Origin of the sequence: Agaribacter marinus, assembly GCF_030160655.1 — a bacterium.
Lineage (GTDB): Bacteria > Pseudomonadota > Gammaproteobacteria > Enterobacterales > Alteromonadaceae > Glaciecola > Glaciecola marina.
Genome location: NZ_BSOT01000005.1, coordinates 1,453,272 through 1,469,576, shown reverse-complemented (window position 1 = coordinate 1,469,576; position 16,305 = coordinate 1,453,272). Strand labels below are relative to the sequence as shown.

Annotated in this window: 15 protein-coding genes and 1 other RNA gene; 8 read left to right on the top strand and 8 right to left on the bottom strand. The window is 40.3% G+C overall.

What is annotated here, in order from left to right:
• Positions 1–13 precede the first annotated feature (13 nt).
• Genes QQK00_RS08015 through pspF form a run of 6 tightly spaced genes read right to left on the bottom strand, consistent with a single transcriptional unit; the run spans position 14 to position 6,527 of the window.
• Positions 14–802 (bottom strand): ATP-binding cassette domain-containing protein, encoded by a 789-nt coding sequence (locus tag QQK00_RS08015; RefSeq protein WP_284216954.1) that lies wholly within the window; start codon positions 800–802, stop codon positions 14–16.
• A complete protein-coding gene (locus tag QQK00_RS08010) occupies positions 799–1,827 on the bottom strand; it encodes an oligopeptide/dipeptide ABC transporter ATP-binding protein (protein WP_284216953.1) in 1,029 nt (342 codons plus the stop codon). Before QQK00_RS08010 ends, QQK00_RS08015 begins: the two co-directional genes overlap by 4 nt.
• Positions 1,827–2,720 (bottom strand): ABC transporter permease subunit, encoded by an 894-nt coding sequence (locus QQK00_RS08005; protein WP_284216952.1) that lies wholly within the window; start codon positions 2,718–2,720, stop codon positions 1,827–1,829. Before QQK00_RS08005 ends, QQK00_RS08010 begins: the two co-directional genes overlap by 1 nt.
• Positions 2,707–3,738, bottom strand: a complete 1,032-nt coding sequence (locus QQK00_RS08000; protein WP_284216951.1) for an ABC transporter permease — start codon at positions 3,736–3,738, stop codon at positions 2,707–2,709. The genes QQK00_RS08005 and QQK00_RS08000 overlap by 14 nt, the downstream gene beginning before the upstream one ends.
• The gene (locus tag QQK00_RS07995; protein ID WP_284217583.1) at positions 3,731–5,317 is read right to left on the bottom strand and encodes an ABC transporter substrate-binding protein; all 1,587 of its coding nucleotides are present in this window, start codon (positions 5,315–5,317) and stop codon (positions 3,731–3,733) included. Before QQK00_RS07995 ends, QQK00_RS08000 begins: the two co-directional genes overlap by 8 nt.
• Before the next feature lie 58 nt (positions 5,318–5,375).
• A complete protein-coding gene (pspF, locus tag QQK00_RS07990; RefSeq protein ID WP_284216950.1) occupies positions 5,376–6,527 on the bottom strand; it encodes a phage shock protein operon transcriptional activator in 1,152 nt (383 codons plus the stop codon).
• Positions 6,528–6,749: 222 nt separating this feature from the next.
• Here pspF and pspA point away from each other — a divergent pair, with 222 nt between their 5' ends.
• The 6 genes from pspA to maiA all read left to right on the top strand — a co-directional run bounded on the left by pspA (position 6,750) and on the right by maiA (position 11,583).
• Positions 6,750–7,457 carry a phage shock protein PspA gene (gene pspA, locus QQK00_RS07985; RefSeq protein ID WP_284216949.1) on the top strand — a complete coding sequence of 236 codons (708 nt, stop codon included), beginning with the start codon at positions 6,750–6,752 and terminating at the stop codon, positions 7,455–7,457.
• Between the two features lie 71 nt (positions 7,458–7,528).
• Positions 7,529–7,768 (top strand): envelope stress response membrane protein PspB, encoded by a 240-nt coding sequence (pspB, locus tag QQK00_RS07980; RefSeq protein WP_284216948.1) that lies wholly within the window; start codon positions 7,529–7,531, stop codon positions 7,766–7,768.
• Positions 7,765–8,229 carry an envelope stress response membrane protein PspC gene (pspC, locus tag QQK00_RS07975; protein ID WP_284216947.1) on the top strand — a complete coding sequence of 155 codons (465 nt, stop codon included), beginning with the start codon at positions 7,765–7,767 and terminating at the stop codon, positions 8,227–8,229. The genes pspB and pspC overlap by 4 nt, the downstream gene beginning before the upstream one ends.
• Positions 8,230–8,431: 202 nt before the next feature.
• Positions 8,432–9,217, top strand: coding sequence for a phenylalanine 4-monooxygenase (gene phhA / locus QQK00_RS07970; RefSeq protein ID WP_284217582.1), 786 nt, complete (start codon positions 8,432–8,434; stop codon positions 9,215–9,217).
• Positions 9,218–9,339: 122 nt separating this feature from the next.
• Complete coding sequence (gene tyrR, locus QQK00_RS07965) at positions 9,340–10,893, top strand: transcriptional regulator TyrR (RefSeq protein WP_284216946.1); 1,554 nt, start codon at positions 9,340–9,342, stop codon at positions 10,891–10,893.
• A 24-nt stretch (positions 10,894–10,917) separates the two neighbouring features.
• On the top strand, positions 10,918–11,583 hold the full coding sequence (gene maiA / locus QQK00_RS07960) for a maleylacetoacetate isomerase (RefSeq protein ID WP_284216945.1): 666 nt from the start codon (positions 10,918–10,920) through the stop codon (positions 11,581–11,583).
• A gap of 7 nt (positions 11,584–11,590) precedes the next feature.
• Here the strand turns inward: maiA and QQK00_RS07955 are convergent, their stop codons facing one another.
• Positions 11,591–12,067, bottom strand: coding sequence for an Lrp/AsnC family transcriptional regulator (locus QQK00_RS07955; protein WP_284216944.1), 477 nt, complete (start codon positions 12,065–12,067; stop codon positions 11,591–11,593).
• Between the two features lie 240 nt (positions 12,068–12,307).
• Here QQK00_RS07955 and ffs point away from each other — a divergent pair.
• Together ffs and QQK00_RS07945 are read left to right on the top strand one after the other, a co-directional pair.
• Positions 12,308–12,404: signal recognition particle sRNA small type (gene ffs / locus QQK00_RS07950), an RNA gene on the top strand.
• Between the two features lie 237 nt (positions 12,405–12,641).
• Positions 12,642–15,578 (top strand): TonB-dependent receptor domain-containing protein, encoded by a 2,937-nt coding sequence (locus tag QQK00_RS07945; RefSeq protein WP_284216943.1) that lies wholly within the window; start codon positions 12,642–12,644, stop codon positions 15,576–15,578.
• A gap of 232 nt (positions 15,579–15,810) precedes the next feature.
• Here QQK00_RS07945 and QQK00_RS07940 read toward each other — a convergent pair whose 3' ends face one another.
• On the bottom strand, positions 15,811–16,077 hold the full coding sequence (locus QQK00_RS07940) for a late competence development ComFB family protein (protein ID WP_284216942.1): 267 nt from the start codon (positions 16,075–16,077) through the stop codon (positions 15,811–15,813).
• Between the last annotated feature and the right edge of the window lie 228 nt (positions 16,078–16,305).

The following is a 16,305-nucleotide window of genomic DNA, read 5'->3' as shown; positions in this document are numbered from 1 at the left end:
AACTACAAACACGTCAAGCATATTTTTGCACAAAGTGCTTTTCTACGAGGTTCGTATGAGCTTGCACTAACTTTTGTGTCAGTATCGTTCTCGGATGTGTAAACACATCATGTGTTTTACCTTGTTCAATTATTACGCCCTTATCCATTACCAACACGCGGTCACTTATGTGTCTGACAATGCCAATATTGTGGGATATAAACACAAAACCTAAGCCGAGTTCATCTTGGAGCTTAAGTATTAAGTTTACTGTCTGCGACCTTACCGATGGGTCAAGTGCTGCAAAGGGCTCGTCAGCGACAATAATTTCTGGGTCAAGAATGAGGGCTCTGGCTAATGCAACGCGCTGCTGTTGTCCGTCGGACAGCATATGCCGATAAAAATGGAAATGTTCTCGCAATAAACCCACATTAACGAGGGTTTCTTCTATTTTTTCACGTCGCTGATTTTCGTTTAAATCCGTATTGAGCCTAAGCGTTTGTGACAAAATACTGCCGATGGATAGGGCTGGGTTAAAGGCATCGGCGCTATGCTGCAATATCATGCGAATCGTGTTATGCCGTTCTCGCCCGTCTTCTTTGTTGGCAATTAAGATCTCGCCTTTTTCTATGTTTAAAGCGCCTGCAAGCGCTTTAGCTAATAGCGATTTGCCCGAGCCATTGTTCCCTACAATCGCAATGGTTTCACCCGCTTGCATCGAAAAGCTAACTGGGCCTAGATGAAAGGTCTGGTCTTTGGCAAACAATTTGCCTTTTTGAATATACGTATATTCAATGTTTTTAACATCGAGAATAGCGCTCACAACTTAACCTCTTTATACACTTTGTGTTTTGTATTTTTAGGTAAATGTAATGGAAAGTGGCAGCTATACAAATGGTCTTGAATGTTTCGCGGTACTGGCACCATTACACATTCTTTTCTGGCATTAGGACAGCGAGGCCCTAGTCTGCAACCGGTAGGTAAGTGCTGTAAGGTCGGTATTGTGCCTTCTAAGGTCACAAGTTTAGATTTTGGCGGTAGAGATACCTGAAAACTGGGGGCACTGTCTAAGAGTGCTTTTGTATAAGGGTGCAATGGCCTCTTTAATAGCGATTTTACTTTCCCAGATTCCACTGTTTGACCGCAATACAGTACAGTCATGGAGTGTGCCATACTGGTAATGGCCAATAAATCATGGCTTACAAACAAAATTGCCAACTTTTTGGTTTCGTTAAATTTTAGCAATAGCCGCAATATTTGGGTTTTAGTAGCACTTTCCATTCCCCGAGTTGAGTCATCTGCAATCAATATTTTAGGCTCTGAGGCCAAGGCCATTGCAATCATGATTTTTTGGCTAATATCCGTAGGTATTTCGTGCGGGTAACATTCCATATAGCGTTTATGGTTTTTTATACCCACACGATGAAGTAAATTAACGGTTAGTTCTTCACGTTGTTTATTTTGCTTCCATGGCCACGCCTTAGTGATAAACTCATCAGGAATGCTTTCTTTTATTTGCTCTTTAATTTTGACTGAGGGGTCTAGTGCCGACGCTGGCTCTTGAAACACAACGGCAATTTCTCGTCGCATGATTTGTCTGCGCTGCTCTCCCGACATATCTAATAAGCTTTTACCTTGATATGTAATACGGTCAGCTTTTATCGACCAGTTGTCGGGTATCGCCCCCAATATTGCTCTAACGATAAGTGTTTTCCCTGAGCCAGATTCGCCCACCAAGGCACGAATTTCACCTTCATTCAATGTAAGGTTAACTTTTTCCAGCGCTTTTACAGTTTCGTCACCTGCATCGATAAATAGGGTCAGGTTTTTGATCTCTAATAATGCCATTAGCGCGATAGCCTATTTCGTAAGGCGGAGCGAAAACCTTCGCCTACAATATTCACGCTGAGGACCATGAGGAATATACACAGTCCAGGTATGAAAACTAGCCAAGGGGCAACATAGGCTACGTCTAAGCTTTGAGACAATACAACCCCTAACTCAATATTGGGATCTTGTGCCCCTAAGCTTAAAAAGCCTAAAGCAGATACATCAATGATTGCGATAGACAGCGCTAATGTCGCCTGAATAACAATGAGTTCTACCATGCCGGGTAAAATAGAGCGAAAGAATATTCGGGTAGGCCCAGCGCCATCTAGTTTATCTAACAAAACATAATCTTTTTGGAGTTGTTTTTTTACGAAAGTGCGAGTTTGATGCACAAATTGAGGAATAAGCGCTAAGGTTATTGCCATCATACTGTTAAACAATCCGGTACCCAATATGGCCACGATCACGATGGCGATAAGCAAAGTGGGAATGGACATTATCGAATCAAGCAAATGATTGACGATACTGGAACGCACGCCACTCAATACGCCGGCAAGCGCTCCTAAACCAACCCCAATGATGACAGAAACAAAGACAATAATGATACTGCTACCAAAGGTCGTGCGACAGGCAAATAGCAAACGAGAAAATACATCTCTACCTAAACTATCCGTGCCAAATAAATGGTTAATGGTACCGTTGGGCTCCCAAGAAGGAGGTAATAGTATGGCATTGGTATTTTGTAGATTGGGATCGAAAGGAGAAATTAACGGCGCAAGCAGTGCGATACCACAAAAAATCAGTAAAAGAATAAAACCAACGAGTGCTATGTGGCTGCGTTTGAATTCTAGCCATACATGCATCAAAGGAGAAGGGTAGTACTCTTCCTGATATAGGTTAAAGCGTTGCATTAACACCTCGCTCGCGAGCAGGATCAATCGCCCGCGTTAGAAATTCTGTAGAAATTGTCAATATCATTACAAACAAAGACACAATTAACATACCCATTCTAATCGCAGGGTAATCTCTTTGGTAAATTGCTTCAATTAGCCATTTACCAATGCCGGGCCATGAAAAGATAGTTTCGACTATCATAACGTTTGTTATCAATGTTGAGACCTGAAGTGCTAATATTGGTAATATTGGAATAATGGCATTCTTAAGGCCGTGCTTAAAAAATATTTGTCGCTGAGTAAAGCCTCGGCTCTTCGCGGCAATAATGTATTCCTTTTCCATAACATCCATAATACTTCTACGCACAAACCTTACAAAAAGCGCCGTGGTAACGATGGCAACTGATATTGTTGGCAATATAAGGTGCTGCAATGCGTCCTTAAAGGCATATCCTTTGTTCGGAATGTCTGATAGCCAAATATCAACCAATATAAAACCGGTTACGGAAGGTACTTCGAAGAGCAAGTCAATTCGTCCAGATGTTGGCAGCCATTCTAATTGCAAACTAAATACTGTAATAAAGATAAGGGCAAGCCAAAATACGGGAAAGGAATATGCGACGATTGAGAATGTGACGACAGAAAAATCAAATGGGTTGTGATGTTTGAGCCCTGAGATGAAGCCCAGCGGAATACCGATGGTGACTGAAACTACCGATGCATATACAACAAGCTCAATTGTTGCGGGAAAGGTAAGGGCGATTTCATCAAAAAGGTCGAGTTGGGTGCGATTACTTACCCCCCAATTGCCAGCAAATAAATTTTCCAAATAGTGTATGAACTGTGAAAACAACGACTTATCTAACTTAAAGGCCCGCTCTAGTGCCTCTCGCTGCTGATTGGAATCTGGTGTAATGCCTGATATGTTGGTGAGTAAATCGCCGGGAAATAAAAACGGCAATAAAAATGATAAGCCGATGAGGGCGAGTATCGTGAGTACAATTAGGTTTAGATAGCGAATACATAACCTAATCATTCAAGTTTTCCTTCGCGGTACGAGACACATTTTCAAAGCGTATACCGCCGTAAGGGTTAATGCGTAGTCCAGATATTTCTGCTCGCGTCGCTTGATATTGAAAGGCGTGAGCTATAGGCATTAAGGGGGTTTCATTAAAAATTAGGCTGTTTGCTTGATGGTAGATTTGCCGCCTAGTTTCTACAACGTCAGTGAGTAATGCTTGATCAACTAGCGCATCATACTCTGGGTTACACCACATGGTTCGATTTGTCCCGGAGGGGATAGCTTCGCAACTTAATAAGGGGCGGTAAAAGTTGTCAGGATCACCATTGTCTGCGTTCCAACCAATGAGCACTGTATCGTGAATACCACTGCGTAAGCTTTGTCTAAATATGTTCCAATCTTGGGTAACGATGTTGGCTTCTATACCAATGTCTGCTAAATATCGTTTAATAAGTTGCGCCATCTTCATCGCATTTGGGTTGTATGCCCGCTGCACTGGCATTGCCCAAATATCCATTGAAAAGTTATTTGGTACACCCGCCTGTTCCAGTAATTCTTTCGCTCTTACCGGGTTGTAGCCCAATTCTCTTCCACTTGATTCGTAGGCCCAAGAGGCTGACGGTACTAAACCTTTTGCTCTCACTGCTTGACCAAGATACACGGCATCAATTAGCGATGTTTTATCTACTGCTAATGCTAATGCTTGGCGTACATTGGGATTGTCAAAAGGAGGTTTACTAGTGTTAAAGCCCCAATAACCCACATTTAGGCCGGGCTTCTCTAGCAGTTTCAAATCACTTCTCTCTTCAATGACCGATAAATCACTTTGCGATGGAAAAGCAATGGCGTCACATTCACCAGTGATTAATTTTGCCATGCGCAGTGAACTACGTAAGGTGATATCAAATACTATTTGTTTAGGTCCCGACGGAGGTAAAAAGTGTTCTTCATTTTGAATGAAACGAATGAATTGGTTTTGGCGATAATTGACAAACTTGTATGGCCCAGTGCCAATCGGGAATTTGTCTAACCAACTTGGACGCCCATCTTTCATTAATAAGTTTGCGTATTCGGCTGACAGAATAACCGCAAAGTCCGTCGCAAGATTGGCCAAAAAAGAACTATCAGGCGCAAACAACGCGATTTCTACCCTGTAGCCGTTAATGCGTTTTACGTGTTTTATTTTCTGATATAAACCCAAGCTATCGAAGTATGGATATACGCCACCACCAATCTCGTGGTATGGATGTTTGTCGCTCCGCCACCTATCGATGCTAAAAATAACGTCGTCTGCATTAAAGTTTCGATTAGGCGTAAAGTAGTGCGTGGTATGAAATTTTACACCACGACGTAATTGAAACGTATAGGTTAAACCATCCGCACTCACCAACCAACTGCTTGCCAGTCCAGGAATGATTCGTCCATTCTCAGGGTTAAATTCAAGTAGGCGATCATATACTTGGTGGGCTGTTGCATCCGCTGTTGTGCTTGAGGTGTCTAGTTGAGGGTTGAAGCTACCTGGATTACTTTCTGAGCAGTAAGTTAATGCATCGATACTGTCATAAACCATTTGCTTCTCACAGGCAGATAACATGCCGCAAGAGATAAATATGCAAAGTAGCCAAGGTTTATTCACAACAGATTGCCAATAGTTAAGTTGAACTTTCGCCGTTTTCAAGCAAATTATATTTCTTTAGATAGCCTCTAAGTTGATGATACGTCAAAGAAAGTTTTTCTGCAGTTTTTTTCTGATTAAATTGAGAATCAGCCAATGCTTGTTTAATCATATCAATCTCAAATGTTTGTGACGCTTGTTTTAAATCAACAGGGAATGTAATTGCATCGACCGTATTTAGTTGCGCAAGTGCCGTTGTTTCATTCTCATGCGAGGATGTAGTGTTTTCGCCGCCAATTAAGGTGTTATTCGCCATGTTGTTCGAGTTCACCGCCGCGTCATTTTCTCCATAGTCTTCACGTCGAATAATTTGCTGGGGCGCTGTATCTGATTTCCGAATACGTTGTTTGGGCCGAAACTTGGATTCAAAAGGGTCGAGCACTATGTCGTGTACGGGGATATTTGGAGAGCTTCTGTAAACGGCGCGCTCAACGACATTTTTTAATTCACGTATGTTGCCGGGCCAATGGTAATCAAGGAGTGTTTGTTTTGCTTTTTGGCTAAAGCCGCTAAAGTATTCGTTAGACAACTCTCTAGTCATGTTAATCGCAAAGTGCTCAGCTAGGGTCATTATATCTTCCTGACGTTCTCGTAACGGCGGAATGGTGACAACATCAAATGCTAACCTATCAAGTAGATCGGCTCTAAAGTCACCTTGTTCAGCTAGGCTGGGTAAGTCTTCGTTTGTTGCAGCAATTAAACGCACATCAACTTTTACCGTGCGCGTGCCACCAACACGTTCAAACTCGCCATATTCAATTACTCTGAGCAATTTTTCTTGAATTAATGCGGAAGTATTCGCGAGCTCGTCTAAAAAAAGTGTGCCATCATGTGCATATTCAAATCGACCTTCTTTACGTTTGCCTGCACCAGTAAAAGCGCCAGCCTCATAGCCAAACAATTCACTTTCAAGTAAATTGTCATTTAATGCTGCACAGTTTAGTTTTACGTAATTCTGCTCCCAACGCTTAGACAGGTAATGCAAGCGCGCGGCGATTAGCTCTTTACCCGTGCCTCGTTCACCAATGACGAGTACAGGTTTATTCAATGGCGCTAATTGAGAAATTTGCTCAAGTATTTCTAAAAAGCTGTTGGCTTGACCGATTAAATTATCAGTCTTAGAGAACATCCCCACACTTTTTCCTTAATTGTTGGTCAATTTCACTAAAATATAGTCTACTTTAAAAGCAAAAAACTAGGTAGGAATTTTTTATTTTTACAAAAGTTTATATAAAACAGTGGGTTATATACAGCTTTGGAGTTGGCAAGCTATTTGAATAAGAGTAGTTAACTTAACAGTAAGTAAGTTCATAACCCAATAACCGGGCTTTACACTAAAGAGGTGACAACCATGGGAATTTTTTCACGTTTTACTGATATCATCAATTCAAATATCAACGCTTTGTTGGATAAAGCTGAAGATCCTGAAAAGATGGTACGTCTTATCATCCAAGAGATGGAAGACACCTTGGTAGAAGTGCGTAGCGCGTCGGCAAAAACTATTGCTAGCAAAAAAGAAGTTACGCACCAAATTAACAAATATCAAAGCGAAGCAAATGAGTGGGAAGCTAAAGCAGAACTTGCTATTAGCAAAGATCGCGAAGATTTAGCTAGAGCAGCATTGCAAGAAAAGCAAAAAGCCAATGAAGCGGCTGAAGGTTTGCAAAATGAGCTAAAAATCATTGAAGATGAATTAGCTAAACTACAGAGTGAAACCGGCCAATTGCAAGAAAAACTAGCTGATGCAAAAAGCCGCCAAAAGACAATTATTATGCGTCAAAAGACGGTGAGCTCTCGCTTACAAGTAAAAAAGCGCTTGGATTCTACGGTCGTCGATGCTGCGATGGGGCGCTTCGATCAATTTGAACGCAAAATTGATGATTTAGAATCACAGGTTGAAGCTTACGACATTGGTAAGAAAACCTTAAAAGACGAGTTTGCTGACTTAGAGTCTGATGGCAAAATTGATGACGAATTGGCGGCATTGAAGAAAAAAATGCAAAGTAAGTCTGCGCCTGCAGAGGTAACGCAAGTTAAGCCAAAAGCGAAAAAAGCGTAGTTGATATATTTTGTTTGAGCTTACATAATTGTAAGCTCACTCCTTTTACATAAGGGCTTGGGAGAATTTTAATGGACGAGTTAATTGTTATATTCACAGGCGTACCCCTCATATTGTTCATGTTGTTTGTGGCACCGCTTTGGCTGTTTTTTCACTATAGAAGCAAAAAGTCTATTTCAGAGGGTTTATCTGACCAAGAAAGACATATATTGCAAGACTTAGTCGCAAGAGAAGAGCAGATGTCAGAGCGTATCAAAACACTTGAAGCAATACTTGACGCAGAATCACCAAGTTGGAGGGAAAGAGCATGAATAATGGCAAGAAGCTTTATCGTGACCCAAAACAAGGTAAAATTGCAGGTGTATGTGTCGGTATAGCAGAGTTTTTTGGCATTGAAATCTGGCTAGTTAGAATATTGACTGTTGCCGCGTTTTTGTTGATGACGGGCCCATTCATCTTTCTTGGATATATCGTACTTTGGGCGGTTTTAGACAAAAAATCTAATGTTCAACAAAGTGAAGTGTATACCACCAAAAGCTATAAGCCCGGCGGTTCAAATAGCGCTACATTTGAAAGCAAAGGTTATGTTAATCGTGCAACTGACGCAAAGGTTGAGGTAAAGCAAGCCGTTTGGCAAGCTGGCCAGGCACCAAAAGAAGCGTTTAAGCAGATTCAACAAAAGTTTATTCGAACTGAAAATAGATTAAGAAAGTTAGAAGGGTTTGTAACATCAAATGAGTTTCAAATTAATCGAGAGCTGAATAAGCTATAGCAATAACTTCACTTTCATAAAAAACCGACATTAGACAATGTTGGTTTTTTGTTTAAGCCCGCCGTTAATACAATTAAAATAACTTTTTGGATTAAAATGTTTACATTTTTATCTGGTATTACCAGTTTGTTTTAATCAGTAAAAATTTATTTACATAGTGCAGTTTTATTAGTATCAGCTTTCAATTTAATGGTTGAAGATGATGCAAAAATCAAACGTAAAGAAAACACCCTATACCGCGAGAACGCCAGACAATAGTGGTTTTATCCATTGGAATGATGATGAACATTTACGTTGGTCGCGTTTGTGCGCGCGTCAACTGAGTTTGCTATCAAACCGAGCATGTAAAGAGTATATGCGAGGGCTTGATCTACTCTCAATGTCTATGAATCATATTCCTCAACTGCAAGATGTCGATCGCGTGTTGCAGCAAACTACAGGTTGGCAAACCGCTGCAGTGGCCTCACTGATCAATTTTACCGAGTTTTTTACATTGCTATCAAATAAGCAATTTCCAGTAGCCACTTTTATTAGACGCGAGAGTGACTTTGATTATTTGCAAGAGCCGGACATTTTTCATGAGCTATTCGGTCACTGTCCTTTGCTAACAAACCCGTCGTTTGCACATTTTACACATATGTACGGCAAGTTAGGATTGGCGGCGAACAAAGAAGAGCGCGAGTTTTTAGCGAGATTATATTGGTTTACCGTTGAATTTGGTTTGATACAAACCGATGACGGGTTGCGTATATACGGTGGTGGCATCTTATCTTCTCCCAATGAAACTATTTACGCTGTCGAAAGCACAATACCAAAAAGAAAGGCCGCAGAGTTAATCGAAATGCTGCGTACACCCTATAAAATAGACCAAATTCAAACGACATATTTTGTCATAAGTAGCTTTGAACAACTTTACAAAATGGCTAACTCAGATCTCATGTCTTTAGTTGATGAAGCTAGAGACAAGGGAGTGCGTGTACTAGATTAATTTTTTTGATTTCGTTCAATTATTAACAAATTTTAATCCTTGATCCGTAAGTATATCCTGCCGTAATAGATGTTACACACACAGGTGCAACGCACACCCAAGACTAAGTATGGTGATATTGGATGAGGCTAGAAATAAGCTGCGAGGATAGAGTTGGGATAACACAGGACGTACTAAACATTTTGACGGATTATCATATTGATTTACGTGGTATTGAAATAGAGTCTAAAGGCAAAGTTTTTCTCGATTTCCCCACGATTGAGTTCACAGACTTTCAGACCCTAATGCCTAAACTACGACGAGTTGAGGGCATTACCGACGTAAAAACTACCTTATTCATGCCAATACAACGAGAACGAAATCAGTTGAGAGCGCTTTTACAAACACTTCCTGATCCCGTGTTTTCTGTAGATACCGATGGTCGAGTGATACTGGTCAATGATGCCGTTAAACGGTCACTAGAAATGACAGATGAACAAATTTTGTCATTAAATATAGATGATGTTGTTTGTGGTTTTAATATTAGTAAGTGGTTAGATGGAAAAGAAGTAAATGCGCAAGCACACAAAGTCCGCTTTATTGAGCAAGACTATATTTGTGATTTGTTACCGGTATGTGTACCTGACAATGACAAACAGATAAATGCTGGCGCAGTCGTGATGCTCAAATCTGAAACGCGACTAGGAAGGCAGTTGACTATAATTAATCAAACCACCGGGGACAGTTTTAATGGGTTTGACGCGCACTCCACAGCAATGCGTAAAGTAATACGTGAAGTAAAACGGATGTCAGAATTAGACGGGAATATGTTAATTATTGGTGAGACAGGGAGCGGGAAAGAGCAAATCGCTAAAGCATGTCACGACAATAGTTCACGCAATGACGGCGAATTTGTGACGCTTAATTGTGCATCCTTACCCGACGACGTTGCAGAAACTGAGCTATTTGGCTATGCAGCCGGTGCATTCAACCGAGATGAGGCGAAAATGGGCCTATTTGAACAAGCGTCGGGCGGCACATTGTTGTTTGATGAAGTGAGTGAAATGTCGTCAATTTTGCAATCTAAATTGTTGCGCGTATTGGAATACGGTACTTATCATCAAGTCGGTGATAGTAGAGTACGTTCTATCGATTGCCGAATTATCTGTACTAGTTGTAAAGATTTGGTTGATTGCGTTGATGCTGGTAAATTTCGTGAAGACTTATATTATCGGCTGAACGTGTTATCGGTGTTTGTACCACCGCTTCGTGAAAGAAAAGCGGATATTATTGCATTAGCGAATCGCTTGTTAATTATTCATAGCAAAAAACTGGGTATTGACCCACCAAAACTCAGTAAATCATGCATTGAATATTTACAAGGCTACCCTTGGCCGGGCAATATACGCCAACTTAAAAATGCCTTGTATCGAGCAATATCCTTGTCCGATGGTAGAGAAATATCTCATGACGCTATTCAGCTGCCGTCCTGCAGTGCAACGGTGACTTACATTGATGAAAACTTTGAGGGCAGTTTGGAAGATGAAGTTAAAAAATTCGAAAAAGATATGCTTAAACGACTCTATCCATCTTATCCAAGTACAAGGCAACTGGCGAGAAAGCTCGGTTTGAGTCATACTGCAATAGCGAATAAACTGAGAGAATATGGCATAAACAAGGTGACTATTAAACACTAGTGCGTGTTTTGAGGAAGTAAATGAATGAGCGAACAAGTTGATTTAAAACTTTATGGCTATTGGCGATCATCAGCGACTTACAGAGTGCGTATTGCACTTAATTTAAAAGCGCTTCCTTATGAATATGTGCCCATCAGCCTTGTCGCTGATGGCGGTCAACATAAAACGGCTGAATACCAGAACATCAACCCATCGATGCTCGTGCCGACCTTCGTCGACACCGATAAAGACATTACGCTATACCAATCATTAGCAATTATTGAATATTTGGATGAAAAGTACGCATCAGGTACGCAATTAATGCCCAAGCATACACTCGACCGAGCAAGGGTTAGAATGTATGCACAAGATATCGCATGTGATGTACAGCCCTTGGCAAATTCAGGCGTTATCAAAAAATCTCAGACGCTCTTTAATGCGAATGATGAGCAAACAGCTGCTTGGTCTCGTTACTGGATATCTAAAGGTTTTACTGCACTTTCAAAAAAGTTGGCGGGTAGAAGTGGTGAATATTGTTACGGATACGATATAACGCTTGTGGATGTGTGCCTCGTGCCTCAGGTATATAATGCGGAGCGTTTGGGTATTAATATGGATGAATTTCCTTTGTTGCAAAAAATTAATCGCAACTGCTTAACCTTAGACGCGTTTAAAGACGCATCTCCAGAGCGGCAGGTTGATGCAAAATAGGGTTTGACTAATTCACTGCGCCATTGTTTAGAGGTAATTCGGTTGTGTTTTTGACTTGTTTTAATGCGAAGGTCGAACTGAGATGATCCACGAGTGGCAAATTAGTTAAAGTCGATTTAAGTAGGTGCTCATATTCTTCAATACTGCGCACGATAACTTTGAGTAGATAGTCTTTGTCCCCACTAGTCGTATGACATTCCACGATTTCGTCGATATCCTGAACTGCATTTTCAAAGCTTGTTAACGAATTGCCGTCATGGTTTTTTAGCGTGACATAAATGAACACAGATACACCGAGGTTCAGTTTTTTGGCATCTAGTAAAGTAACTCTGTTTGTTATTACACCGTCTGTTTCCATGCGTTTGACTCGTCGCCAGCATGGCGTATGGGAGAGGCCAACATGTTGACTTAACTCTGCCATCGAGACGGTGGCATCTCGTTGTAGTACTTTAAGGATCTCGATATCAAATTTGTCTAGTTTCATCTTTTTTTCAGCCATTTATTGTTATTATTGATATAGCCATCTTAAATTATTAAGAATTATAGGATGAACATTCTAAAATATCGAACACAATTTGGAATAGGTAAAATATAAAAATGATGATTTGTTTAAAGAATAGGCAAAAGATTAAGTAAAGAGCAGGTTGTACTTGCATCAGCTTTCGTAAATCGTCATAATTCGCGCCCTGTTGGATGAGGATTCGTTCAACATTTCTATGGTGAACTCCGGTTCTCTCGCAATGATAATTTGGGAACCCGGTCAGGCCCGGAAGGGAGCAGCCGTACCAAGGGACTCATGTGCCGAGATGTAGCTGGGGTTTACCACCAATTCAAACTTACTAAGAATTATTCTTTACATATTGACGATTGTTCTCAAAGCTCGTTCAAAGGAAGTGTACTCGTAATTTGACCTATTGTTCAATTTGTCTTAATGTCATTGTAAGAGTAATATAAAAATCAAAACTTTAACTTTTATCAGTTAAGTTGAAATAAAAAATAAAAAATAAAAAATAAAAAATAAAAAATAAAAAATAAAAAATAAAAAATAAGGGAGAAACATGAGCTTTAATAAAACTAAAATAGCAATCCTAATTTCGGCATCATTTTGCTTGAATATGCCGACAATGAGCGCATTTGCTCAAGACCAAACTAGTTCTGATACTGAAGAAGTAGAAAAAATATCAGTAACTGGTTCGCGTATTGCCAGAGCAAATCTAGTCCAAGCAACTCCGGTGACATCTGTTAGTGCCGATGATATTGAAAAGTCAGGTACTTTTGACTTGGGTACGGTATTAGCCGAGTTGCCCGCAATTGGCGGGACAAGTACCGCATCCGGGAACGCTAACAATAACGGTTTAGCAGGTCTAAGTTTAGCTGACTTAAGGCGTTTAGATTCATCTAGAACATTAACTTTGGTAGATGGGAAGCGGCATGTTGGCTCTGATGCTGGTACATCAGTTGTAGATTTGAATAGCATTCCTGCAGGTTTAGTTCAATCAGTTGACATAATAACTGGTGGTGCGTCAGCTATATACGGTTCTGACGCGGTATCCGGTGTAGTCAATGTTATTCTTAAAAAAGATTTTGAAGGCTTAGAGTTTGATGCAAGAGGGCAGACATCTACTCAAGGTGGCTTCGGGAAAAATCACTCGTTCAGTATATTAGGCGGCGGAAATTTTGCTGATGATAAAGGTAATGCTACATTCTCTTTATCTCATGCTCGCACTGGACGAACTCGATCAACTGATTTGCAGCAATCGGGATTTTATGGAACGGTAAATAATCCTGAGAGTATAGGTGAGGAAGATGGCATTCCAGATTTACTTTTCGTGCCTAATGTTGGGTCTGAGTGGATACACAGAAATGGTGTATTGATTAATAATGGTCCGCAATATGGTTTTAATGACGACGGGACGCCAGTTCGTCAACAATCAAGAGAGTTTACGAATAGTTTTGCTTTTGGTAATTTTCCTAATGGCTGTGAAACATGCTTCTTCGGTGATAATTATGTAGATGTACTCCCAGAGCAAAATAGAGTCACCGCATTTGGAACATTTAATTATGATATTACAGACAATGTTTCGTTTAATTCCTCTGTAAAATATGTACTTTCAAATATAGAGCAAAGCTTCCAACCTGCATTTAGGTTCACTGGTGGTGGTGGAATAAGTGTAAATGTGCAGGATAACCCATTCCTAGATCCAGTTCTCAGGCAAGAATTAATTGAGCAAGGTGCTTCATCTGTTGGTGTTAACCGCTTCTTGGCAGATGAACGTGGCGAAGGACGTAATGCTGACAACCGCAGAACTACATTTAGGCTTACATCTGGTTTTGAAGGTTTGTTTGACCTAGGTGGTACCTTCGTTGAGTGGGAAACGTATTACATATATGGAGAAACTAATAATACTATTGGCCAACAAAATGCTATTATCCTCGGAAATCTTTCTGCAGCAGTTGATTCAGTGATCGACCCAAATACGGGGTTAGCTGCTTGCCGACAAGATGTACCTAGTGCGCAAGGTGAAGGTTATGAGAGCCCTGAGACTGTCAGCAGAACAGGAAGAGCATGTTTGCCATATAATCCATTTGGGAACCAAAACTCTCGCGAAGTATTGGATTATGTTTATAATACTAGCCTGTCAACTGAAGAAGTAACCCAAGAAGTATTTGGCGGTTCTTTCAATTTTGATACTGGTGAATTTTTTGAGTTACCTGGCGGTGCAATAGGCTTTGCTGGCGGTTATGAATACAGAAAAGAAACTTCGTTCAGCACATTCGATAGAATTGCTCAAGCCGGTTTTACACAACAAGCCGCATCCCCCGACCAGGGTGGTGAGTTTGATGTTGAAGAAGTGTTTGCAGAAGTATTCGTACCTATTTTAATGGGCGAGTCTTTTGCCGAAGAATTGTCACTAGATGCTGCTGTACGTGAAGCAGATTACTCCCACTCGGGTAGTGCAACAGCTTGGAAAGTTGGCTTGATTTACTCACCAATTGAAGATGTTCGTTTCAGAGCTACGTTATCTGAAGCTGTTAGAGCTCCAAACATTGACGAAGCATTTCGGCCTCAATCTCCTGGGTTCGGTCGCGTAGCGGATCCTTGTGATGAAGATAACATTGATGATAACCCGAATCGCCGAGCCAACTGTGCAGCAATAGGTGCACCGACTAATTTTCAAGCAAATGATAATGTATCTGTAGGAACGATAACAGGCGGTAACCCTGATTTGTTGCCTGAGTCGTCAGAATCCCTTACATATGGCGTTGTATACACTCCGTCATTTATAAATGATTTTTCAATTACTTTAGATTTCTATGATATTGAAATTGTTGATGCGATTGACCAAGTCCTTGTCCAGCGTATTGTTGATAACTGCGTAGATTCGGCTTCCGGTCCAGATGCAGGGTTTTGTGATCTAATTGAACGCGACCCGAACACATTCGATGTAGATACAGTTCAATCAACTTTCATTAATACTTCAAAACTAACGACGAAGGGTGTAGATTTTGAAGTTGCTTATTTGCATGATATTTCTCAGTATGACTTTGGGGCAAATGGATCCTTAAGATTTAGATTACAAGGTAATTATTTGGATGAACTGAATCGCTTTGAATTTCAAAATGTACCTGACGAGGTAAATGTTGAAAGAGGTGAGCGAGGAGACCCTAAAGTATCATTTATTACAAATGTTGATTACATCGGTGAAGGTTGGACTGTCGGCTGGAGAGGAAGATTCCTAGACAGTCAAGCATTAATTGCCTTGGGGCCAGATGAGGATATCCCTGAAGATAGAAGCCCCGCATTCACTGGGTCGTATATGACGCATGATTTAAATTTTAGTTATGATTTAGGTGATCATATAATTGTAAATGGCGGAGTCAGAAATGTTGGAAATCGACTTCCTCCTACTAATTTGCTGGGTGATGGTATTAATGACAACATCTTTGACTTCTTAGGAAGACGTGTATACGCAGGTATAAAAATTTCTCTGTAGTTATGCTGTGAGTTGTTAAAAGTTTAAATAAGTTTTTTCTAGCTATGATACACCCTCTGTTTTACAGAGGGTGTATCATTTCTGCTTGCGAATATATTGTCTCGTCGATTTTGTAGGAATAAATGAATAGACAACTCTGCAGTATTTACGATTTTCAAAAAAGGGAGTAAATAGAAAATGCTTTTTTTAGCCTGAAAGCAAAAAGGTATCCATGACACGATATCAAATCAGTTTACTTTCGCTTTGTACTGTCGAGGTACTCAATTCCCTTTCTAATAGCGTTTTCTACATTCATTTGCATTTGTAGCCTTTCTGAATTAGGCAGGTAAAACGCCATATCGACTTCGTATCGAATGTATCGAGGTTGTAATTGATTCAGGACTAAGCAGGTTAGATCCGCAAGGTAATCATCTGATTTAATTGAACAAACTTCCATTTTATCTAAGGTCTCTAAAACAAGGTGCTCGTAATAATTGTGAATATCGTTATCTAATTTCAATGTTATTCCCTCCAGATAGGATGTTTTAAACTATTTGTACGCACATAATGTATGTATCTGCAATTATGGCAATAAATTAACAGCAACTTGCAATCTGTGAATTTTGAAGCAAGCAATCCGTATGTGCCATTTATTTGACGAAGCCTTTCATTCAGGTTTATTATCAAGATGTGGCGAAAAGATCACGAATTAAAAATATAACTCAAACAATAAATAATCAAAATAATA

Coding starts and splice junctions, on each gene's coding strand:
- QQK00_RS08010 (WP_284216953.1), bottom strand. CDS start 1,827: ATGGCATTATTAGAGATCAAAAACCTGACCCTATTTATCGATGCAGGT.
- QQK00_RS08005 (WP_284216952.1), bottom strand. CDS start 2,720: ATGCAACGCTTTAACCTATATCAGGAAGAGTACTACCCTTCTCCTTTG.
- QQK00_RS08000 (WP_284216951.1), bottom strand. CDS start 3,738: ATGATTAGGTTATGTATTCGCTATCTAAACCTAATTGTACTCACGATA.
- QQK00_RS07995 (WP_284217583.1), bottom strand. CDS start 5,317: ATGTTATCTGCCTGTGAGAAGCAAATGGTTTATGACAGTATCGATGCA.
- pspF (WP_284216950.1), bottom strand. CDS start 6,527: ATGTTCTCTAAGACTGATAATTTAATCGGTCAAGCCAACAGCTTTTTA.
- pspA (WP_284216949.1), top strand. CDS start 6,750: ATGGGAATTTTTTCACGTTTTACTGATATCATCAATTCAAATATCAAC.
- pspB (WP_284216948.1), top strand. CDS start 7,529: ATGGACGAGTTAATTGTTATATTCACAGGCGTACCCCTCATATTGTTC.
- pspC (WP_284216947.1), top strand. CDS start 7,765: ATGAATAATGGCAAGAAGCTTTATCGTGACCCAAAACAAGGTAAAATT.
- phhA (WP_284217582.1), top strand. CDS start 8,432: ATGCAAAAATCAAACGTAAAGAAAACACCCTATACCGCGAGAACGCCA.
- tyrR (WP_284216946.1), top strand. CDS start 9,340: ATGAGGCTAGAAATAAGCTGCGAGGATAGAGTTGGGATAACACAGGAC.
- maiA (WP_284216945.1), top strand. CDS start 10,918: ATGAGCGAACAAGTTGATTTAAAACTTTATGGCTATTGGCGATCATCA.
- QQK00_RS07955 (WP_284216944.1), bottom strand. CDS start 12,067: ATGAAACTAGACAAATTTGATATCGAGATCCTTAAAGTACTACAACGA.
- QQK00_RS07945 (WP_284216943.1), top strand. CDS start 12,642: ATGAGCTTTAATAAAACTAAAATAGCAATCCTAATTTCGGCATCATTT.